Below are 19,884 nucleotides of genomic sequence, written 5' to 3'. Positions count from 1 at the left end.
TGCGCTCACCGGGGGCCTTTCGCGCATCATGGGCGCATTCAGCTCAAGGGAGATTTCCATGCGCTTCATGCCATCCGTTTTGCGTCTTGCCGCGTTGTCCGTGGGTGTAGTGTTTGCCATCCCGGCGCTGGCCAGCGATGAGTCGCAATTGATCGAGTCGATCAACAGCTACCGCAGCCAGCCGCAGCGTTGTGGTTCGCAGGCGTCCAATGAACTGCCGCCGCTGTCGGCTGATCCACGGCTGAGATTACGCGCCACCGGTGCTGTCGATCTGCAGCAAGCCATGGCCAGCGCCAGCTACCCGATGGTCAATGTGCAAGCGATCACGCTCAACGGCCCGCGTGATGCGGCGTCGGCGATGCAGGCGATCAAGGAGAGTTTCTGTCAGGTAGTGCTCGATCCGCAGTTCGTCGATGTCGGTGTCAGCCGCGACGACCGCGACTGGCGCATTGTGCTGGCGCGGCCGCTGCTGACAGCCAGGCTCGGTGATGCGCAAAGTGAGGGGCAGAAATTGCTCAGTGAACTCAATGTCGCCCGCAGTCAGGCCCGTCAGTGTGGCGGTCAGGCTTTTACCGCAGCGGCTCCGCTGGCCTGGAACGCGACGCTGGGCACGATCGCCCAGGATCACAGCCGCGACATGGCTAACAACAATTACCTCGACCACAAGGACCGCGACGGCCGCACCCCGGGCGATCGCGCGGAACTCGCTGGTTACAGCGGGCAACTGGTCGGCGAAAACATCGCCGCAGGTCAAGACACCGTGCACAAAGTCGTCGAAGGCTGGCTCGCCAGTCCCGGCCACTGCGCCAACCTGATGAACCCGCAATACCAGGAACTCGGCGCCGCCTACGCGACTGATCCGAAAAGCAGTGCAGGTATTTACTGGACCGCGATGTTTGGCGCCCAGTAAGCCCAATCGCAAAAACACCACAATACCTGTGGGAGCGAGCCTGCTCGCGAAGAGGCCTTTACAGTCAACATCAATGTGTCTGACCTGACGCCTTCGCGAGCAGGCTCGCTCCCACAGTGTTCGGCGGTGTTTACATATTCTCCAACCACCACAAATCCCTGTAGGCCTTCGCCTGCTCGCGATGAGGCCATTACATTCAACATCAATGTTGTCTGACCCGACGCCATCGCGAGCAGGCGAAGGCCTACAGGGGGTAGTCAGTGACCTCAAGATCGGCGGCAATAAAAACCGGAGCCAGGCTCCGGTTTTTTGGGGTCAATGGGTCCTCATCCCTGCGGCATACATCGCCAGTTTCAGCAGACTCGCCACCACCGCCAGCGATACCACACTGCCCAGCCAGATCAGCAGCAACCAGCCCAAACGCTTGTACCAGCGACTGCTTTTCACTTCACGCGAATCAATGGTAGCCATCGCCAATCCTCACTTTGCCGCGGAACACGTAGTAGCTCCAGAAGGTGTACATCAGGATCACCGGCAGGATGAACAGTGCGCCGATCAGCGCAAACAACTGGCTCGAGGGCGGTGATGCCGCAGCCCAAATGCTCACCGACGGCGGGATGATGTTTGGCCAGATGCTCAGCGCCAGGCCGATGTAACCGAGCAGCATCAGCACCAGCGTAAACACGAACGGCCAGTGCGTATGCCGCTGACGCAACGTGCGCAACAGTCCGAATAGCGCCAGCAATGCCAATACCACCAACCCGGCAAACACCTGCAGATGCCCGTGCGTCGACCAACGCGCCGCCAGTTCTGGATGCAGTTGCAGGGTCCACACGCCGATCACCAGCACCATCGCCATCAACAGCAAGGCCAGCGGCCGGGTGAACAGACGCATCCGCGATTCGAGCATGCCCTCGGTCTTGACCAGCAACCAGGTGCTGCCGAGTAACGCATACGCGATCACCAGACCCACGCCACACACCAGCGGAAACGGCGCCAACCAGTCCAGACCGCCACCGGCAAATTGCCGATCGAACACCGGAATCCCGGACACATACGCACCAATCACCACGCCCTGGGAGAACGTCGCCAGCAGCGAACCACCGATAAACGCCTTGTCCCACCAATGACGTTTTTGCGGCGAAGACTTGAAGCGAAACTCGAACGCCACACCGCGGAAAATCAACCCGCAAAGCATGAGGATCAGCGGCAGATACAACGCTTCGAGAATCACCCCGTACGCCAGCGGAAACGCGCCATACAACGCCGCGCCACCGAGCACCAGCCACGTCTCGTTACCGTCCCACACCGGCGCGACGGTGTTCATCATGACGTCGCGTTCCTGCTCGTCCGGGATCAGCGGAAACAGGATCCCCAGGCCCAGATCGAAGCCGTCCATGATCACGTACATCATCACCCCGAAGGCGATGATCACTCCCCAGATCAACGAGAGATCGATACCTTGAATAGCCATGACTCAATGCTCCTTCATAGGGACGATAGCCGCCGAAATCGGCCGACGCGGCGTCTGCAATTCATCGCCCTCAGGCGGATGTTCGTGGTGCGGCTGCGGGCCTTTTTTCACCAGTTTCATCATGTAGCCGATGCCCACGCTGAACACCGTGAAATAGATCACCACGAACAGCGCCAGCGACGTGCTCATCTGCGCCACCGAGTGATGCGACGCGGCGTTGTGGGTGCGCAGCAAGCCGTACACCACCCACGGCTGACGCCCGACTTCCGTGGTGACCCAACCGGCCAGCAGCGCAATCAAGCCGCTCGGCCCCATCAACAACACCAGTCGCTGGAAGCCGCGATGCTGATAAAGCTTGCCGCCCCGGCGCAACGCCAGCCCCAGCAAACCGACGAGGATCATCAACATCCCCAACCCGGCCATGACGCGAAAGCTCCAGAAGATCACGGTCGAATTCGGCCGGTCTTCTTTCGGGAAGCTCTTCAACGCCGGGATCTGCTTATCGAGGCTGTGTGTGAGGATCAGGCTGCCGAGGTACGGGATTTCCAACGCATATTTGGTCTTCTCCGCCTGCATATCAGGGATGCCGAACAGCACCAGCGGCGTCGGACCGTTGTCGGCGTTTTCCCAGTGCCCTTCGATGGCGGCGATCTTCGCCGGTTGATGCTCCAGCGTGTTCAAGCCATGGGCGTCACCGACCACTGCCTGGATCGGCGCAACGATCAACGCCATCCACAGCGCCATGGAAAACATCTTGCGCACCGGCGCCGTGTTATTGCCGCGCAGCAAATGCCAGGCAGCCGACGCACCGACGAAGAACGACGTGGCGACAAACGCGGCAATCGCCATGTGCGCCAGACGAAACGGGAACGACGGGTTGAACACGATCGCCAGCCAGTCCAGCGGCATCACCCGACCGTCGACGATTTCGAAGCCCTGCGGCGTCTGCATCCAGCTGTTGGAGGCAAGAATCCAGAAGGTCGAAATCAACGTGCCGATGGCGACCATCACCGTGGCGAAGAAGTGCAAGCCCCGGCCGACGCGGTTCCAGCCAAACAACATCACCCCAAGGAACCCGGCCTCAAGGAAGAATGCAGTCAGCACTTCATAGGTCAGCAACGGCCCGGTGATGCTCCCGGCAAAATCCGAAAAGCCGCTCCAGTTGGTGCCGAACTGGTACGCCATGACCAGTCCCGAAACCACGCCCATGCCAAAATTGACCGCGAAAATCTTCGACCAGAAATGGTAGAGATCGCGGTACGTGTCGTTGCGGGTTTTCAGCCACAGGCCTTCGAGTACCGCAAGGAAACTCGCCAGGCCAATGGTGATCGCCGGGAAAATAATGTGGAACGAAACCGTGAACGCGAATTGAATTCGCGCCAGGTCCAGTGCCTCCAGATTGAACATGATGATGTCCTCATCCAGGCTGAAAAACGGCAGCACGAACCCGGGCCACCGCCAGGCGCGAACGCCTGCAGCCAGTCAAATTGCTATGGTTTTTATAGGTTGCGGATTACGCCACCGACGACGGAATCAGGTTGCTGACCTTCGCAGCCTCGAGGCGGATCGCCACGAATTTGGACGTCGGCGTGTAGGTCCGGTCGCCGTAGCTTTCCAGCGGCACCAGCGGATTGGTCTCCGGGTAGTAAGCCGCTGCTTGCCCTACGGGAATGTCGTAAGCGATCAAGGTAAAACCGCTGACCCGACGTTCACGTTCGTCATCCCACAGCGCCACCAGATCAACCTTCTGCCCCGGCTCGAAACCCAAGCGCTGGATGTCCTGCTCGTTGGCAAAGATCACGTCGCGCATGCCGTAAACCCCGCGATAACGATCATCGAGGCCATACAGCGTGGTGTTGTACTGATCGTGGGAACGCATGGTTTGCAGGATCAGATGCGGCTTGACCGGCAGGTTACGCACGCCTTCGCTGATCAGGTGCTCCGGCAGCACGCACGGCGTGAACTGGGCCTTGCCGCTGGCAGTGTTCCAGACCCGATCCGAGGCGTCGTTACCGAGATGGAAGCCACCCGGGATCAAGAGTTTTTCATTGAAGTTCTCGAAGCCCGGAATCACGTCGGCAATCAGGTTGCGGATGCGCCCGTAGTCGCCCACCACCCATTCCCAATCGATCGGGTGTTTGCCCAGGGTCGCGGCGGCGATCCCGGCAATGATCGCCGGCTCGGATTTCAACTGCGCCGACTTCGGCTTCAACTGACCGAACGACAAATGCACCATGCTGAACGTGTCTTCAACGGTCACGCCTTGCGGGCCTTCAGCCTGGATATCGATGTCGGTACGCCCGAGGCACGGCAGGATGAGCGCGTCGCGACCGGTGACCAGATGGCTGCGGTTGAGCTTGGTGGCGATGTGCACGGTCAGGTCGAGTTTGCGCATGGCGGCGTGGGTGCGCGGGGTGTCCGGCGTGGCTTGGGCGAAGTTGCCGCCCAGACCGATAAACACCTTGGCTTCGCCACGTTCCATGGCGCCGATCGCCATCACCGTGTTGTGCCCGTGCATGCGCGGCACCTCGAAGTTGAAGCGTTTTTCCAGCGCGTCCATCAAGTCTTTCGGCGCCAGTTCGTTGATGCCCATGGTGCGGTCGCCCTGCACGTTACTGTGGCCGCGAACCGGCGACAGACCTGCGCCCGGACGGCCGACGTTGCCGCGCAGCAGTTGCAGGTTGATGACTTCCTGCAGGGTCGCCACGGAGTGCACGTGTTGGGTCAGGCCCATGGCCCAGCACATGATCACGCTTTTGGCGCGGCCATACATGCGCGCGGCCAGTTCGATGTCATGCAACGGCACGCCGGACTGCTCGAGAATGTGCTCCCAACTTGTCGCCTCGACTTCAGCCAGATAGCTGTCGAGCCCTGTGGTGTGCTCGGCAATGAACGCATGATCGAACACCGGTTCGCCGCCAGTCGCCTGCGCCTCACGCTCCCACTGCAGAAGGAATTTGACCATGCCGCGAATCATCGCCATGTCGCCACCCAGCGCCGGGCGGAAGTACGCGGTGTTGGTCGCTTCCCAGCCGTTGCTGAGCATTTCGAGCGGGTTCTGCGGGTTCTGGAAACGCTCCAGGCCACGCTCTTTCAGCGGATTGATACACACCACTTGGGCGCCACGTTTCACCGCTTCACGCAACGGCTCGAGCATGCGCGGGTGGTTGGTGCCGGGGTTCTGGCCGATCACAAAAATCGCGTCGGCGTGATGCAGGTCCTCGTAGACCACGGTGCCTTTGCCGACGCCGAGGGTCTCGATCATGCTCACCGCGCTGGCTTCGTGGCACATGTTCGAGCAGTCGGGGAAGTTGTTGGTGCCGAATGCACGGACGAACAACTGATAGAGAAATGCTGCTTCATTGCTCGCGCGGCCCGAGGTGTAAAACTCGGCCTCGTGCGGCGATTTGAGGTTTTTCAGGTGATCAGCGATCAGCGCGAACGCATCTTCCCAACTGATTTCCACATAGCGGTCGACCCGCGCGTCGTAGCGCATTGGGTGGGTCAGACGACCCTGATATTCCAGCCAGTAGTCGCTCTGCTCGGCCAGGCTCGACACCGTGTACTTGTTGAAGAAGGCCGGGTCGACCAAACGCCCGGTCGCTTCCCAGTTCACCGCTTTCGCGCCGTTTTCGCAGAACTTCAACATGCTCGCGCCCGGCGCTTCGCCCCAGGCACAACCCGGGCAGTCGAAGCCGCCGTTCTGGTTGGTCTTGAGCATGGCACGGATGTTTTTCAGGGCGTTTTCACTGCCCAGCCAGCTCTTGGTCAGGCTGATGACAGCGCCCCAACCGGCAGCGGCGCCTTTGTAGGGTTTGTAACGGTCGACTTGTGACATGGGACTCTCCATGACGATGCACACAGGCATGAACCTGATTCGGTTAAACAGCGACGGCCGACTTTCAAGGTTGCAAAGTGGTCGTTGGGTTTGCCGGGGCAAGGATATGAACCGTTACAAAACATTGTCTAATCGCTATTAATGACCGTCTTATCGAAAGCATCTATCACGGATTAAAACCCTTTATTTACGGGGCCTTGCGAAAGTAACGGAGCAACTTTCGGCGAAAAATAATTCATCATCGACGGCATCAATCAGCTGTTCATTAACAGTGATTGGACGGCAGTGAAGGTTGCCCATAACCTGCGCTGACCAAACTCCTTCAACCGGGGTTTTCATTCCTGCGAGGCTGTCATGTCAGAGCGTGTCTTGATCGATGGTTACAACCGCCGCGTCGACTATCTGCGCATGTCGGTAACCGACCGCTGCGACTTCCGCTGCGTCTATTGCATGGCCGAAGACATGCAGTTTCTGCCACGGCAAAAAATCCTCACGCTGGAAGAGATCTATCAACTGGCGCAGAGCTTTGTGGCGCTCGGCACGCGCAAGATTCGCCTGACCGGTGGCGAGCCGCTGATCCGTCCGGGCGTGGTCAAGTTGTGCGAGCAGATCGCCGCCCTGCCCGGCCTGCGCGAGTTGTGCATGACCACCAACGGCTCGCAGCTCGGCAAACTCGCCGCGCCGTTGTTCGACGCCGGGGTCAAACGCCTGAACATCAGCCTCGACAGCCTTGATCCGCAGCGCTTCAAACAGATGACCCGCACCGGCGATCTGGCGCAGGTGATCAACGGCATCGATGCTGCGCGCAAGGCCGGTTTTACCCGCACTAAACTCAACATGGTGGTGATGCAGGGCCGCAACGATCAGGAGATCAATGATCTGGTCAGCTTCGCGATCGACCGGCAGCTCGACGTCTCTTTCATCGAAGAGATGCCGCTGGGAATCATCAGCGAACACAGTCGTGCCGAGTCGTTTTTCTCCAGCGCCCAGGTACGAGAAAAGATTGCCGAACGCTATACCCTGATCGACTCGGCGGAGTCGACGCAAGGCCCGTCGCGCTACTGGCGGCTGGCCGAGGCGCCGGAGATTCGTCTGGGCTTTATCTCGCCGCACAGCCACAACTTTTGTGGCACCTGCAACCGCGTACGGCTCACCGTCGAAGGGCGCCTGCTACTGTGTCTGGGTAACGAGCATTCGGTCGATCTCAAAGCGGTACTGCGTGCGCACCCGGGGCAACCGCAACGGCTGGAGAAAGCCATTATCGAGGCGATGAAACTCAAGCCGTATCGACATAATTTCGAAGTGAACGATGATGTTCAGGTCGTGCGCTTCATGAACATGACCGGCGGCTAGACCGCCCCTTCCAAGGGTTATCGGAACCGCACAGCATGATCATCAGACCCAAGGTCAACCAGTTCGCCATTCTCTTCACCCTCAAGGGTTCGATCGCCAAGCGCATCGCCATGCGCACGTTGATGGTCACCCTGCTCGCTTCGGCCATCGTGCTGGTGGAAATCCTACATCCAAGCAACTTCACCAAGGTCAACGCCACGCCGTTTACCTTGCTCGGTTTGTCGCTGTCGATCTTCATGAATTTTCGCAACAACGCCTGCTATGACCGCTGGTATGAGGCGCGCAAAGCCTGGGGCGAAGTGATCGTGCACATTCGTTCGGTGATCCGCGAAACCCATGTCATCCGTGAATCGGCTGAGCGCAAGCCTTTGCTGCTTAACTTGTGTGGCTTTGCCCATGCCCTCAATGCGCGGTTGCGCCGGGAAAGCGAAGCGGCGGCCAGCAGTGCCTGGATCACGCCCAAACACGATGCGCAGGTTCCGGACTACAGCGGGCGGATTCTGCAGCAAGTCGGCCAGCAGTGCTCCGACCTGCATTCGAACGGCGAGTTGAGCGAGTGGCGCTACATGCTGCTGGCCAACCACCTGACCAGCCTGACCCAGGCACAAGCGGTGTGCGAACGGATCAAGAACACCCCACTGCCCTTCCCCTACACCCTGCTGCTGCACCGCACGATCTACCTGTTCTGCATCCTGCTGCCGTTCGCCATGGCCGAACCGCTGGGCTGGCTGACACCATTGTTCACGGCGATTGTCAGCTACACGTTCTTTGGTCTGGATGCGATTGCCGATGAGCTGGAAGACCCGTTCGGCCGCGACGAAAACGACCTGCCCACCGATGCACTGGTGCGCACCATCGAGCGTGACATCCTCAGCGAACTGGGTGCCGAAGTACCGCCGGCGCTGCAGCCTGTGGACTATGTCCTGAGCTGATCCTTCGCTCTCCAGACACCTCAAAACCCCGTGGGAGCGAGCCTGCTCGCGAAGAAGCCCAGTCAGCCAACATCGATGTTGACTGACACTCCGCCTTCGCGAGCAGGCTCGCTCCCACAGGGTTTGTGTACACCGCCGATATTGATGAGCACCACAAAACCATTGTAGGAGTGAGCCTGCTCGCGATGGCGCCGGCCCAGTCAACATCTTCGTCGACTGACCCTCCGTCATCGCGAGCAGGCTCACTCCTACAGGTTTCGCATTCACACCCGGATATTGATGAGCGCCATAAAGCTCGCTCCCACAGGTTGAATTTGTGTTGGGTCAGAACAGTTCGTTGAAGGGGATGAAGCGCAGCGGGTCGCCGAGGTTGTGCGTGCTGTGCTCGGGGATTTCCACCAGGCCATCGGCCCAGGTGGCGCCGAGCAGGACGCCGGAGCTTTGATTCGGATAAAGCACCGCACGCCCCGCTTCCAGCCTCACCCGCAGGTATTCACGGCGGCTGCCAGCCTTGTGCCAATCGAAGCCCGCGTTAACCGTAAAACTCAGCGGGATGACTTCTTCCACGCCTTGAATGCGCAGCAGATACGGCCGCGCCAACAAGCCAAACGTCACCAGCGCCGAGGTCGGATTGCCTGGCAGACCAATCACCGGCACCGTGCCGAAATGCCCGACCGTCAGCGGCTTTCCAGGCTTGATCGCCAGTTTCCACAACAGCGGTTTGCCGTTGTCACGCAGCACTTGACCCAGGCAATCGGCATCACCGGCAGACACGCCACCGGTAGTCAGAATCAGATCCGCACTCACTTGCAATTGCTCAAGCTTGAGCCGCGTCTGTGCCGGGCGATCCGGGAGGATGCCGGCGTCGATCACTTCGCAGCCCAGCTCACGCAACCAGTGGCCAAGCAACACGCGGTTGCTGTTGTAAATACTGCCGGGGCGCAACGGCTGACCCGGCTCGACCAGTTCATCACCGGTCGACAGCAACGCCACACGCGGGCGACGCACCACGTGCAGTTGTGCCAGCCCTTGCCCGGCGGCGACTGCCAGTTCGAACGGTCCGAGGCGTTTGCCGGCGCGCAGCAGGATGTCGCCAACGCGATTTTCCTGACCTTGCGCGCGGATGTTCTGCCCCGCCTTCAGCGGCTGCAAGAAGCGCACGCGGCCGTCCTCCAGCACTTCGACGTTCTCCTGCATCTCGACGCAGGTGGCGCCGGGCGGCAGCGGTGCGCCGGTAAAAATCCGTGCGCAGGTGCCGGGCAGCAACGTGTCCGGCGCCAGCCCGGCGTAAACCTTCTGCGAGACCTTCAGCGGCTGCCGGTGCAGATCGGCAAGATTGAGCGCGTAACCGTCCATGGCACTGTTCGGCCACGGCGGCAAGTCGAGTGTCGCCACCAGATCACTGGCCAGCACCCGCCCACGCGTGTCATCGAGCGCCAACAGTTGGCTTTCGGCCAGACCTTGCTCATTGGCCATGCCGAGCAATTGGTCGAGGGCGTCCTCGACCGGCATCAACGGCGCCTTGCTCATCCGCGTGGCCCGCAGGCTTGCACGGCTTTCAGGTGCGGGACGAAGTTGCATGGGCGATGACGGTTGTCGAGTTGCTCGGCAAGAATGCCTTCCCACGCCGTGCGGCAAGCGCCGGTCGAACCCGGCAGGCAGCACACCAGCGTGCCGTTCGACAGCCCGGCCAGCGCGCGGCTTTGCACGGTGGACGTACCGATATCCAGAATCGAAATCGCCCGGAACAGTTCGCCAAAACCATCGATCTGTTTATCGAACAAACAGGCCACCGCTTCCGGCGTGCTGTCGCGACCGGTGAACCCGGTGCCGCCGGTGATCAGCACCACTTGAATGGTTTCGTCGGCAATCCAGTTCGCCACCTGTGCGCGGATCTTGTACAGATCATCCTTGAGCAAGTTGCGCTCGCTCAAGGTGTGCCCGGCTTCCAGCAAACGACTGACCAGCAACTGGCCGGACGTATCGCTGGCGTAATCGCGCGTATCGCTGACCGTCAGTACGGCAATATTCAGGGGGACAAACAGGGCATCGGCTTTGGCGCTCATGGCAGTTCTCCGGCAGCAGTCAATCAACATTGCCGAGCAGCCTAAGTGCCGCTTATGAGTACTGTCTAATCACTCTGGCCAACCACATTATCGACCCGCTCTATCGGTGTTTTTCACCTCGCCAGACGCCAGCAGAACCGGGCCTGATAGAGCTGATCGATTGGCCCTTAAACAGTTCCGATTGGACGAACAACCGTTCAGATGAGATCGTCGCACCCTGCGCTTTTCGTGCGTCTCGCGCATCCGCGTCAATACTCAATCAAAAAATTCCCATCGAGCAGGTGCCTTCGTGGACATCAAACAACTCAAGTTCTTGATCGCGCTGGACGAAACCCGCCACTTCGGCCAGGCCGCCGCACGCTGCCACATCACTCAACCGACGCTGTCGATGCGCCTGCGCAATCTCGAAGATGAGCTGGATCTGGTGCTGGTCAACCGTGGCCAGCGCTTTGAAGGTTTCACCCAGGCCGGCGAACGCGTGCTGGCCTGGGCGCGCACTTTGCTCGCAGCGCATGACGGATTGTTTGCCGAAGCGGCGGCGTGTCGCGGGCAACTGGTGGGCAGTTTGCGTCTGGGTCTGGTACCGCTGAGCAGCTTCAACCCGGTCAATTACATTCAGGGTTTGTCCGGCACTTATCCGGAGTTGAAATTCAGCCTGTCGTCGCTCAGCTCCGACGAGATCATTGCCGGGCTGGGCAATAACCAACTGGATTTGGGCGTGTGCTACCTGGACCACGTCAACCCGAACTATTTCGAATTTTTCGAGATCGGCGAAACCCGCGTCGGCCTGCTCTACGACAACCGCCACTTCCATTTCGAAGGCTCGCAAATGAGCTGGGAAGACGCCGCCGAACTGCCGTTGGGGATGATCACCGCCGGCATGCACTACCGTAAATCCATCGACCTGAGTTTCCGTAGTCGTGGGCTCAGTCCGCAGCCGATCATGGAAAGCGATTCGACCTATCAGCTGTTGCAGGCGATTCACCAAGGCTTCTGCTGCGCGATCATGCCGCTGGACAGTGGCCTGGAAGAGCCGATCGAAAACCTGTCGTTCATGCAGTTGCCGGATGCCAGCGTGCTGGCGCCGCTGGGCCTGGTGATGCGCAAGACCGAGCCGCGTTCGGCGATTGCCGAGAAGTGTTTTGCCGAGGCGCGGAAGTTGTTTGGGGTTGAGGTTTCTGCCGAGTAAATGATGTTGAATGTCAGGGCGCCTTCGCGAACAGTCGATACAAATCCTGATTGATCGACCAAAGCAATCACCACATCGGAACAAGCGATTGGACGCACTTTTAACGCCCCCGTAGCCTGAACACTCTTCAGCGCCTCGGGACTTTCAAGATGCTCTGCCAAGTCGAAACCATCACAGAACCCAGCACCGAACCGAACGCCCCCGCCCCGCAACCGGCGCAGGTGGCGTTTCGCGAATACCTGCCCGACGCCGCCATCTCCCACGCCGCGCTGGCCTCGGAAATCGCCCTCGCCATCACCTACAACGGCCTCAGCCAGGCGGTGATGATGGTCTCGCCCGGCAACCTCGAAGACTTCATCCGTGGCTTCAGTCTGAGCAACGCGATCATCGATAGCGTCGACGAGATCTACGACATCCGCCTCACGCATTTCGATCAGGCCTGTCAGGCCGAGGTGCAGATTTCCAGCCGGGCGTTCTGGGCCTTGAAAGATCATCGTCGGCAAATGACCGGCACCAGTGGCTGCGGCATCTGTGGCGTTGAAGCGCTGGAGCAGGCGTTGCCGCAACTGCAAATTCTGCAACCTTCACCGCTGCCGCCGGCCAAGCATTTCGACGACATCCGCCAACGCATCGAACAGGCCCAGCAACTGGCGCGCAGCAGCGGTGCCTTGCATGCCGCGCTGTTCTTCGACGCTGACGGCGAAGCCTTGCTGTGCCGCGAAGACATCGGCCGCCACAACGCCCTCGACAAGCTGATCGGCGCGATGCAAATCGATGCCATCAATGCTGCTGAAGGCTTCGTCGTGGTCACCAGCCGTTGCAGCCTCGAACTGATTCACAAAGCCGTTCGCGCCCGCCTCGGCACCCTCGTCAGTCTGTCAGCGCCAACCGCTTTGACCGTGCGCTGGGCGCTCAAGCACCGACTCAATCTGATCCATGTGCCGCACCGTAACGCCCCGCGAATCTACAGCCCGATCCAGGAGTTTTCTGCATGAGTCACACCCTCACCCACCTCGACGATCAGGGCCGTGCCAACATGGTCGACGTCAGCGACAAAGCCGCGACCCGCCGCGAAGCCACGGCGCAAGCCTGGGTGCAGATGCGCCCGGAAACCCTGCAAATGATCCAGGCCAACGGTCACCCGAAAGGCGATGTCTTCGCTGTGGCGAGGATCGCCGGGATACAAGCGGCCAAGCGCACTCACGAACTGATTCCGCTGTGCCACGCGTTGCTGCTCAGCTCGATTCACGTCGAACTCAAGGCTTGCGAACCGGATCGCGTGCAGATCACCAGCACTTGCCGCCTTACTGGCCAGACCGGCGTCGAACTCGAAGCGTTGACCGCCGCCAGCGTTGCCGCGCTGACGATTTACGACATGTGCAAAGCGGTGGACCGGGCGATGGTGATTGGCGATATCCGCCTGCTCAGCAAACAGGGCGGGCGCTCGGGGCACTTTCAATGGGAGGACGCGCAATGATCCTGATCAACTACTTCGCCAGCTACCGTGACCGGTTGAATCTGGGCGGTGAAAAAATTCCGCTGACTGATGCATTGGCCAGCGTTGAAGATGTGCGGCAAATGCTGATGCAACGCGGCGAGCTGTGGCGCGAAGTGCTCGGCGCCAGCAACCTGATGTGCGCGGTGAATCAGGAGCTGTGTCAGCCGAGTCAGGTGATTGAGGATTTCGATGAAATCGCGTTTTTCCCGCCAGTGACCGGGGGTTGATCGATGGCTATTCGAGTCCAGTACAAGAGCTTTGATGTCGGTCAGTTGACAGCTGATCTGCACGCGCGCAATCCACGGGTGGGCGCGGTGGTGAATTTCATTGGTTATGTGCGTGATCTGAATATTGGCCAGAGCGTGAATGAACTGTTTCTGGAGCACTATCCGGGCATGACCGAAAAAGCCCTCGAGCAGATCGCCGAAGAGGCCCGCGAGCGCTGGCCGCTGTTGGGCGTGGAGATTGTGCATCGGGTTGGTGCGTTGTCAGTGAGTGAGCCGATCGTGTTTGTCGGGGTTAGCAGCAAGCATCGGCACATGGCTTTCGAGGCGTGCGCGTTCATCATGGACGTGCTCAAGACCCGCGCGCCGTTCTGGAAGCGTGAGACTACGCCTGCGGGTTCTCACTGGGTCGAGGGTCGTGAGAGCGATCGGGATGCGGCGTTGCGCTGGAGTCTGGCGCATGCCTGAAGAGCAAAAGCCCCTCACCCTAACCCTCTCCCCGAGGGAGAGGGGACTGATTGGGGGATATTGCAGAAGTACGCCGAAGTGAAGGAGTTGTGGTGAATCCATAATCGATGGGATCTTTCCGGTCATGGAGAACGGCAGACACCTCGGTCGGCCCCTTCGGGTGACCATCAAATCCATAATCGACTCGATCTTTCAGGTCGACGAACAACGTCAGACAACTCGGTCGGCCCCCTCTCCCTCTGGGAGAGGGTTGGGGTGAGGGTTGAAAGTCTGATTAGATAGCCGCTCCGCCAGGACCCAACTCCGGAGTCTCGCTTGAGCACAGCGCCGAACAACCTGCCCCGCCCCGATCCCGTCACCCTGCGCCAAGCCTGGCGCTTTTGGCTGAAACTCGGCTGCATCGGTTTCGGCGGGCCGGCCGGGCAGATTGCGATCATGCATCAAGAACTGGTCGAGCGCCGGCGCTGGATCTCTGAAAAGCGTTTTCTGCACGCGCTCAACTACTGCATGTTGCTGCCCGGCCCCGAGGCTCAGCAATTGGCGACGTACATCGGCTGGCTGCTGCATCGCACCTGGGGCGGTGTCATCGCCGGTGCGCTGTTTGTGCTGCCGTCGTTGTTCATTCTGATTGGCTTGTCGTGGCTGTACGTCGCTTTCGGTGATGTACCTGCGGTGGCCGGGGTGTTTTACGGGATCAAACCGGCGATCACCGCGATTGTCCTGCACGCCGCGCATCGCATCGGCTCGCGCGCATTGAAGAATGCGTGGCTGTGGGTGATTGCCGGGGCGTCGTTCGTGGCGATTTTCGTCTTCAACGTGCCCTTCCCCTTGATCGTCCTCGGGGCTGCGTTGATCGGCTATCTGGGTGGACGATTCGCCCCTCAGCGGTTCAGCAACGCGGGTGCGCGCAACAGCGAGAAATCCTTCGGCGCGGCGTTGATCGACGACGATACGCCGGCGCCCGAACATGCCCGTTTCAGCCTGCCGAAGCTGCTGCGCCAGGGGTTGATCGGCGCAGTGCTCTGGTGTTTACCGATGGCGTTGTTGACAGCATTGTTCGGCTGGGACGGCACGTTCACGCAAATGGCCTGGTTCTTCACCAAAGCCGCCCTGCTCACCTTTGGTGGCGCCTACGCGGTGCTGCCTTACGTCTATCAGGGCGCCGTCGGGCATTACGGCTGGTTGACGCCGACGCAGATGATCGACGGCCTCGCCCTCGGCGAAACCACCCCGGGCCCGCTGATCATGGTGGTGGCGTTCGTCGGTTTCGTCGGCGCCTACGTGCAACCGGCGTTCGGCGCCGAACATGCATTTGCTGCCGGCGCACTGGCAGCAACCCTGGTGACCTGGTTCACCTTCCTGCCCTCGTTTCTGTTCATCCTCGCCGGCGGGCCATTGGTGGAATCGACGCACAACGAACTGAAGTTCACCGCACCGCTGACGGCAATCACCGCCGCCGTGGTCGGGGTGATTGTGAATCTGGCGTGTTTTTTCGCCTATCACGTGTTGTGGCCGAACGGTTTTGCCGGGGCGCTGGATGTGTTTTCGCTGATGTTGGCGGTTGCAGCGGCGCTGGCGCTGTTCGTTTTCAAGCGCGGCGTGATCAGTGTGTTGATCGTTTGCGCCCTCGCTGGGTTGGGCTTTCACCTGATGCGCTGAAGCGTGGCCCGCGAATCTCCCGTTTACACGCCCGCGAATTCCCCCTTACTATCCGGGCACACCGGTCGGCGGGTCAGCCCGCCACCGACGTTTTCCGCCAACGGAAACACGCGTTATGAGTACGTCACCACAACAACGAAAATCGTTGAACGTCTCTACCCTGCGCGCCCTCTCTCACAGGGGCGGCGTATGAATCGTATCGTCAATCTCCCCATGGCCCTGCGCCGTTCCAAGCTGCGTCACTCCGCACGCCCGCCGGATATCGCCCGGTCTGTCTGATCGCGCCTGTTAAAAACCGCGACAGCCCCCTCTTTCTTGATATCCCTGCCAGGACAGCCACGCCTATTGCCGCGTCGTGTCCGGCCCGAATCTGCGCGCCTGTGCGGCGCCACCGTGAGTGATTGATTATGAAATTCGCAGCCCTTGAAGACGCACGCCTGTTCCTTGACCAAAACCCCGATATCGACATGATCGAGCTGTTCATCCTCGACGCCAACGGCGTGCCGCGCGGCAAGCTGTTGCACCGTGAGGAACTGCTCGCCGTATATGAAAGCGGCCGCCCGCTACCGAGCACCATTCTCGGTCTGACCGTGCAGGGTGAAGACGTCGAAAACTCCGGTCTGGTCTGGGACGTCGGCGATATCGACTGCCGCGCCTACCCGCTGGAAGGCAGCCTGGTGCGCCTGCCATGGCGGCAGATTCCGACCGCCGCCGTGCAGGTCAGCATGCACCCGGCCGAGGGCATGCCCGCCAGCATCGCCGACCCTCGGCACTTGCTGATCAAGGTCATCGACGGCCTCAAAGCCGAGGGTTATCACCCGGTGATGGCCTGCGAACTGGAGTTCTACCTGCTCGACGCCAAACGCGATCACAACGGCCGCCCGCAACCGGCACTGGACGCCGACGGTGGTCGACCGCGACACACTCAGGTTTACGGTTTACGTGAGCTGGAACAGATCGAACCGTTCCTCGCCGACCTCTACAGCGCCTGCAAACTGCACGGCATTCCGGCGCGCACAGCGATTTCCGAATACGCGCCGGGTCAGGTGGAAATCACCCTTGAACACGGTGACGCGCTGGAGGCGATGGATCAGGCCGTGCGCTACAAACGTCTGGTCAAAGCCATCGCCCACAAGCACGGCATGCAGGCGACCTTCATGGCCAAGCCGTTCGATGATCTGGCCGGCACCGGCATGCACATGCACGTGAGTCTGGCCGATGGCGTGGGTCACAATCTGTTCGCCTCCGAAGACCCGGCCGGCACCCCGCTGCTGCGCACGGCGATTGGCGGCATGCTCGCGTCCTTGCTCGATTCGCTGCTGCTGTTCTGCCCGAACGCCAACTCCTACCGGCGCTTTCAGGCCAACAGCTACGCGCCGCTGGCGCCGACCTGGGGTGTCGACAACCGCACCGTCAGCCTGCGCGTACCGGGCGGCCCGGCCAACACCCGGCACATCGAACACCGCATCTGCGGCGCCGATGCCAACCCGTATCTGGCAGCGGCGGCGATCCTTGCCGGGATTCATCGCGGCATTCGTGAAGACATTGATCCCGGCGCGCCGGTCGAGGGCAATGGTTATGCGCAGGCGAAGGAATTGCTGCCGACCGATTGGTTGACGTCGCTGCAGGCGCTGGAGAATTCGGTGTGGGCACGGGATGCCTTGGGGCGGGAATTTCTCGGGGTGTATCTGGCGGTGAAACGTGCCGAGTACCGGCAGTTCATGGCCGAGGTGGGTGAGCAGGATTGGCGTTGGTATCTCACCGAGGCTTAACGATCCGACACCGAACCTGTGGGAGCGAGCCTGCTCGCGAAGGCGTCGTCACATTCAACATTTTGGGTGACTGACACGCCGCTTTCGCGAGCAGGCTCGCTCCCACAAGGGCTTGCACCCCGACTCCCGAATTTTGTGTGGACACTGACATGACCGAACGCTGCAATTCCTACTACACCGCCACCCTCAACCAGGACACCGACTACCCGACCCTGCAAGGCCGGCACAAGGTCGACGTGGTAATCATCGGCGGCGGTTTCACCGGCGTTGCCACCGCTGTCGAACTCGCCGAAAAAGGCCTGAAAGTCGCCATCGTGGAGAGCCACAAGATCGGCTGGGGCGCCACCGGGCGCAACGGCGGCCAAGTCACCGGCAGCCTTTCCGGCGACGGCGCGATGCGCAAACAGATGCGTCCGAAACTCGGCGACGACGTCGATGATTTCATCTGGCACCTGCGCTGGCGCGGGCACGAAATCATCCAGCAACGCGTCGAGAAATACGGCATTCAGTGCGACCTCAAACACGGTCACTTGCACGCGGCGTACAAGCCCAGCCACATGACCGACTTGCGCAAGGATTATGAAGAAGCGGTACGGCGCGGATTAGGTGATGAAGTCAGCCTGCTCGACCGCAGTCAGGTGCGTGATCTGCTGCAAAGCGACCTCTACCACGGCGCAATCAAGAATACCCGCAACATGCATCTGCACCCGCTCAACCTGTGCATCGGTGAAGCGCGGGCGGCGAAAATTCTTGGCGCGCTGATCTTCGAAAACAGCGAAGTGCTGGAGATCATTCACGGCGCTACGCCCGGTGTGCGCACGGCTCACGGACAGATCGATGCCAATCAGGTGATGCTCGCCGGCGACGTCTATCACAAGCTCGAACCGGGGCAGCTCAAGGGCAAGATTTTCCCGGCCATGGGCGGCATCGTCACCACCGCGCCGCTAGGCGATCTGGCGAAACAGATCAACCCCGAAGACCTCGCGGTGTACGACTGCCGTTTCGTCCTCGACTACTACCGCCTCACCGCAGACGGCCGCCTGTTGTTTGGTGGCGGCGCCAATTACAGCGGCAAGGATTCACGGGACATCGCCGCCGAACTGCGCCCGTGCATCGAGCAGACCTTCCCGGCGCTCAAAGGTGTGCAGATCGATTACCAGTGGAGCTGCGCGATGGGCATCGTCATCAACCGCATTCCGCAACTGGGCAAGCTTTCGGACAACGTCTGGTATTGCCAGGGCTACTCGGGGCACGGCATCGCGACGACGCACATCATGGGCGAAATCATGAGCCGGGCGATCACCGGGCAAATGGAGCAGTTCGATACCTTTGCGGCGTGCCAGCACATTCGTGTGCCGATGGGGGATTTGCTCGGTAACCCGTTGTTGGCCGCCGGGATGTGGTACTACCAGATGCTCGAAAAGTTGCGGTGATTGCACTGGCCCTATCGCGAGCAGGCTCACTCCTACATTTTGGAATGCGATCCCCTGTAGGAGTGAGCCTGCTCGCGATGAGGCCATCAGCCCCACCACAAAACCTCAATCCGGCAACTGCTCCACCACAATCCCCAACCGCCGATAATCCTCGACACTCCCCGACGCCACATGCCGCTCGGTAATCAGCGTATGCAGGCGCGTACACGGCGCCACCACAAACGGCTCCACCGCTCCCAACTTGTCCGCCGTGGTCACCGCAATCACCCGCGCCGCGCCATCAAGCATCGCCTGCTTCACCGGCACTTCATCGAAATGCAGCGAGGTGATCCCCACCTCCGGATGAATCGCACAGACCCCGGTAATCGCCAGATCCGCCCTGATCCCTGCGAGCAAACGCAGCGCCTCATGCCCACCCGCCGCCATCGTCCGTGGATTCAGCTGGCCGCCAGCGAGAATAACTTTCACTGCCTTGAATTCGGACAAGGCAATCGCCGTCATCGGCGAAGCGGTCACCGCCGTGATGCTGATATCTGCACGCAACGAGCGCGCCACTTGTAGCGTGGTCGAGCCGGAATCGAACAGCACAATCTGCCCGTCCTCAATCTCCTGCGCCGCTCTTTGCGCCAAACGGATCTTGACCTCATCCGTCTCGTCCAGCCGCGTGAAGTAATCCTTGCCGGAATCCTTCGGACGCGGCAACGCCCCGCCGTGCACGCGCTGCACCAGGCCGGCGTTGTCCAGTTCGGACAGGTCGCGGCGGATGGTGTCCTCGGACACCGCGAAGTGTTGGCTCAACTCGGACGCCATGACTTTGCCGTCGCGTTCGAGCAGTAAAAGGATTTTCTGCCGGCGCAGGGATGGCAGTTCAGCCGCGGAGTGATCGTGCATGGTTATGCCTGTTTGTGCTTGTAGTTGCAGGTTTCGCGAGACTAACCAAAGCCTCGGGCAAAAACAAATCGGCAGGTATCGATTGTTTCGATCTTTGGAATCAATAAGGCGAATTTTTCCTTTGCTTTCAACCTGTTCAGAATGACCCCACTCCAAAAGGCTCAGGATGAACACCTC

18 protein-coding genes are annotated in these 19,884 nt (G+C 60.4%); 11 read left to right on the top strand and 7 right to left on the bottom strand.

What is annotated here, in order from left to right; genetic code table 11:
- The first annotated feature begins 58 nt into the window (after positions 1–58).
- On the top strand, positions 59–910 hold the full coding sequence (locus ACOYXJ_RS21455; RefSeq protein WP_460371319.1) for a CAP domain-containing protein: 852 nt from the start codon (positions 59–61) through the stop codon (positions 908–910).
- A gap of 315 nt (positions 911–1,225) precedes the next feature.
- On the opposite strand, the gene ACOYXJ_RS21450 is transcribed toward ACOYXJ_RS21455, so the two are convergent.
- The 4 genes from ACOYXJ_RS21450 to ACOYXJ_RS21435 all read right to left on the bottom strand — a co-directional run bounded on the left by ACOYXJ_RS21450 (position 1,226) and on the right by ACOYXJ_RS21435 (position 6,222).
- Positions 1,226–1,381, bottom strand: coding sequence for a DUF2474 domain-containing protein (locus ACOYXJ_RS21450; protein WP_081265204.1), 156 nt, complete (start codon positions 1,379–1,381; stop codon positions 1,226–1,228).
- On the bottom strand, positions 1,368–2,384 hold the full coding sequence (cydB, locus tag ACOYXJ_RS21445; protein ID WP_460371318.1) for a cytochrome d ubiquinol oxidase subunit II: 1,017 nt from the start codon (positions 2,382–2,384) through the stop codon (positions 1,368–1,370). Before cydB ends, ACOYXJ_RS21450 begins: the two co-directional genes overlap by 14 nt.
- 3 nt (positions 2,385–2,387) lie before the next feature.
- Positions 2,388–3,791 carry a cytochrome ubiquinol oxidase subunit I gene (locus ACOYXJ_RS21440; RefSeq protein ID WP_460372994.1) on the bottom strand — a complete coding sequence of 468 codons (1,404 nt, stop codon included), beginning with the start codon at positions 3,789–3,791 and terminating at the stop codon, positions 2,388–2,390.
- 106 nt (positions 3,792–3,897) lie between these two features.
- Positions 3,898–6,222 carry an FdhF/YdeP family oxidoreductase gene (locus tag ACOYXJ_RS21435; protein WP_460371317.1) on the bottom strand — a complete coding sequence of 775 codons (2,325 nt, stop codon included), beginning with the start codon at positions 6,220–6,222 and terminating at the stop codon, positions 3,898–3,900.
- A gap of 354 nt (positions 6,223–6,576) precedes the next feature.
- Between ACOYXJ_RS21435 and moaA the strand changes: the two genes are divergently transcribed.
- A complete protein-coding gene (gene moaA, locus ACOYXJ_RS21430; protein WP_460371316.1) occupies positions 6,577–7,575 on the top strand; it encodes a GTP 3',8-cyclase MoaA in 999 nt (332 codons plus the stop codon).
- Positions 7,576–7,610: 35 nt separating this feature from the next.
- Positions 7,611–8,507 carry a bestrophin family protein gene (locus tag ACOYXJ_RS21425; protein ID WP_460371315.1) on the top strand — a complete coding sequence of 299 codons (897 nt, stop codon included), beginning with the start codon at positions 7,611–7,613 and terminating at the stop codon, positions 8,505–8,507.
- 324 nt (positions 8,508–8,831) lie between these two features.
- On the opposite strand, the gene ACOYXJ_RS21420 is transcribed toward ACOYXJ_RS21425, so the two are convergent.
- Together ACOYXJ_RS21420 and moaB are read right to left on the bottom strand one after the other, a co-directional pair.
- Positions 8,832–10,037, bottom strand: a complete 1,206-nt coding sequence (locus ACOYXJ_RS21420) for a molybdopterin molybdotransferase MoeA (RefSeq protein WP_460372992.1) — start codon at positions 10,035–10,037, stop codon at positions 8,832–8,834.
- Positions 10,034–10,573 carry a molybdenum cofactor biosynthesis protein B gene (gene moaB / locus ACOYXJ_RS21415; RefSeq protein ID WP_150794935.1) on the bottom strand — a complete coding sequence of 180 codons (540 nt, stop codon included), beginning with the start codon at positions 10,571–10,573 and terminating at the stop codon, positions 10,034–10,036. Before moaB ends, ACOYXJ_RS21420 begins: the two co-directional genes overlap by 4 nt.
- 289 nt (positions 10,574–10,862) lie before the next feature.
- Between moaB and ACOYXJ_RS21410 the strand changes: the two genes are divergently transcribed.
- The 8 genes from ACOYXJ_RS21410 (at position 10,863) to ACOYXJ_RS21375 (ending at position 18,816) form a co-directional block, all read left to right on the top strand.
- Positions 10,863–11,762 carry a LysR family transcriptional regulator gene (locus ACOYXJ_RS21410; RefSeq protein WP_460371314.1) on the top strand — a complete coding sequence of 300 codons (900 nt, stop codon included), beginning with the start codon at positions 10,863–10,865 and terminating at the stop codon, positions 11,760–11,762.
- A 149-nt stretch (positions 11,763–11,911) separates the two neighbouring features.
- A complete protein-coding gene (fdhD, locus tag ACOYXJ_RS21405) occupies positions 11,912–12,757 on the top strand; it encodes a formate dehydrogenase accessory sulfurtransferase FdhD (RefSeq protein ID WP_460371313.1) in 846 nt (281 codons plus the stop codon).
- Complete coding sequence (gene moaC / locus ACOYXJ_RS21400; protein ID WP_134176681.1) at positions 12,754–13,239, top strand: cyclic pyranopterin monophosphate synthase MoaC; 486 nt, start codon at positions 12,754–12,756, stop codon at positions 13,237–13,239. Before fdhD ends, moaC begins: the two co-directional genes overlap by 4 nt.
- Positions 13,236–13,487 (top strand): MoaD/ThiS family protein, encoded by a 252-nt coding sequence (locus tag ACOYXJ_RS21395; protein ID WP_460371312.1) that lies wholly within the window; start codon positions 13,236–13,238, stop codon positions 13,485–13,487. The genes moaC and ACOYXJ_RS21395 overlap by 4 nt, the downstream gene beginning before the upstream one ends.
- Before the next feature lie 3 nt (positions 13,488–13,490).
- A complete protein-coding gene (moaE, locus tag ACOYXJ_RS21390) occupies positions 13,491–13,952 on the top strand; it encodes a molybdopterin synthase catalytic subunit MoaE (RefSeq protein WP_460371311.1) in 462 nt (153 codons plus the stop codon).
- A 315-nt stretch (positions 13,953–14,267) separates the two neighbouring features.
- A complete protein-coding gene (gene chrA, locus ACOYXJ_RS21385; protein WP_460371310.1) occupies positions 14,268–15,611 on the top strand; it encodes a chromate efflux transporter in 1,344 nt (447 codons plus the stop codon).
- Between the two features lie 407 nt (positions 15,612–16,018).
- Positions 16,019–17,383: a glutamine synthetase family protein gene (locus tag ACOYXJ_RS21380; protein ID WP_460371309.1), complete on the top strand. Its 1,365-nt coding sequence runs from the start codon at positions 16,019–16,021 to the stop codon at positions 17,381–17,383.
- Positions 17,384–17,532: 149 nt separating this feature from the next.
- On the top strand, positions 17,533–18,816 hold the full coding sequence (locus tag ACOYXJ_RS21375) for an NAD(P)/FAD-dependent oxidoreductase (RefSeq protein WP_460371308.1): 1,284 nt from the start codon (positions 17,533–17,535) through the stop codon (positions 18,814–18,816).
- A 105-nt stretch (positions 18,817–18,921) separates the two neighbouring features.
- Here ACOYXJ_RS21375 and ACOYXJ_RS21370 read toward each other — a convergent pair whose 3' ends face one another.
- Positions 18,922–19,707: a DeoR/GlpR family DNA-binding transcription regulator gene (locus tag ACOYXJ_RS21370; RefSeq protein WP_460371307.1), complete on the bottom strand. Its 786-nt coding sequence runs from the start codon at positions 19,705–19,707 to the stop codon at positions 18,922–18,924.
- Positions 19,708–19,884: the final 177 nt, after the last annotated feature.

This window comes from Pseudomonas sp. Tul2A7 (assembly GCF_054790505.1).
The sequence above is the reverse complement of the archived record's forward strand: the minus strand, read 5'-3'. Positions and strand labels throughout refer to the sequence as shown.

Excerpts from the sequence above, each read along its gene's own strand:
- ACOYXJ_RS21455 (WP_460371319.1), top strand. The coding sequence starts at position 59 with ATGCGCTTCATGCCATCCGTTTTGCGTCTTGCCGCGTTGTCCGTGGGT.
- ACOYXJ_RS21450 (WP_081265204.1), bottom strand. The coding sequence starts at position 1,381 with ATGGCTACCATTGATTCGCGTGAAGTGAAAAGCAGTCGCTGGTACAAG.
- cydB (WP_460371318.1), bottom strand. The coding sequence starts at position 2,384 with ATGGCTATTCAAGGTATCGATCTCTCGTTGATCTGGGGAGTGATCATC.
- ACOYXJ_RS21440 (WP_460372994.1), bottom strand. The coding sequence starts at position 3,791 with ATGTTCAATCTGGAGGCACTGGACCTGGCGCGAATTCAATTCGCGTTC.
- ACOYXJ_RS21435 (WP_460371317.1), bottom strand. The coding sequence starts at position 6,222 with ATGTCACAAGTCGACCGTTACAAACCCTACAAAGGCGCCGCTGCCGGT.
- moaA (WP_460371316.1), top strand. The coding sequence starts at position 6,577 with ATGTCAGAGCGTGTCTTGATCGATGGTTACAACCGCCGCGTCGACTAT.
- ACOYXJ_RS21425 (WP_460371315.1), top strand. The coding sequence starts at position 7,611 with ATGATCATCAGACCCAAGGTCAACCAGTTCGCCATTCTCTTCACCCTC.
- ACOYXJ_RS21420 (WP_460372992.1), bottom strand. The coding sequence starts at position 10,037 with ATGAGCAAGGCGCCGTTGATGCCGGTCGAGGACGCCCTCGACCAATTG.
- moaB (WP_150794935.1), bottom strand. The coding sequence starts at position 10,573 with ATGAGCGCCAAAGCCGATGCCCTGTTTGTCCCCCTGAATATTGCCGTA.
- fdhD (WP_460371313.1), top strand. The coding sequence starts at position 11,912 with ATGCTCTGCCAAGTCGAAACCATCACAGAACCCAGCACCGAACCGAAC.
- moaC (WP_134176681.1), top strand. The coding sequence starts at position 12,754 with ATGAGTCACACCCTCACCCACCTCGACGATCAGGGCCGTGCCAACATG.
- ACOYXJ_RS21395 (WP_460371312.1), top strand. The coding sequence starts at position 13,236 with ATGATCCTGATCAACTACTTCGCCAGCTACCGTGACCGGTTGAATCTG.
- moaE (WP_460371311.1), top strand. The coding sequence starts at position 13,491 with ATGGCTATTCGAGTCCAGTACAAGAGCTTTGATGTCGGTCAGTTGACA.
- ACOYXJ_RS21380 (WP_460371309.1), top strand. The coding sequence starts at position 16,019 with ATGAAATTCGCAGCCCTTGAAGACGCACGCCTGTTCCTTGACCAAAAC.
- ACOYXJ_RS21375 (WP_460371308.1), top strand. The coding sequence starts at position 17,533 with ATGACCGAACGCTGCAATTCCTACTACACCGCCACCCTCAACCAGGAC.
- ACOYXJ_RS21370 (WP_460371307.1), bottom strand. The coding sequence starts at position 19,707 with ATGCACGATCACTCCGCGGCTGAACTGCCATCCCTGCGCCGGCAGAAA.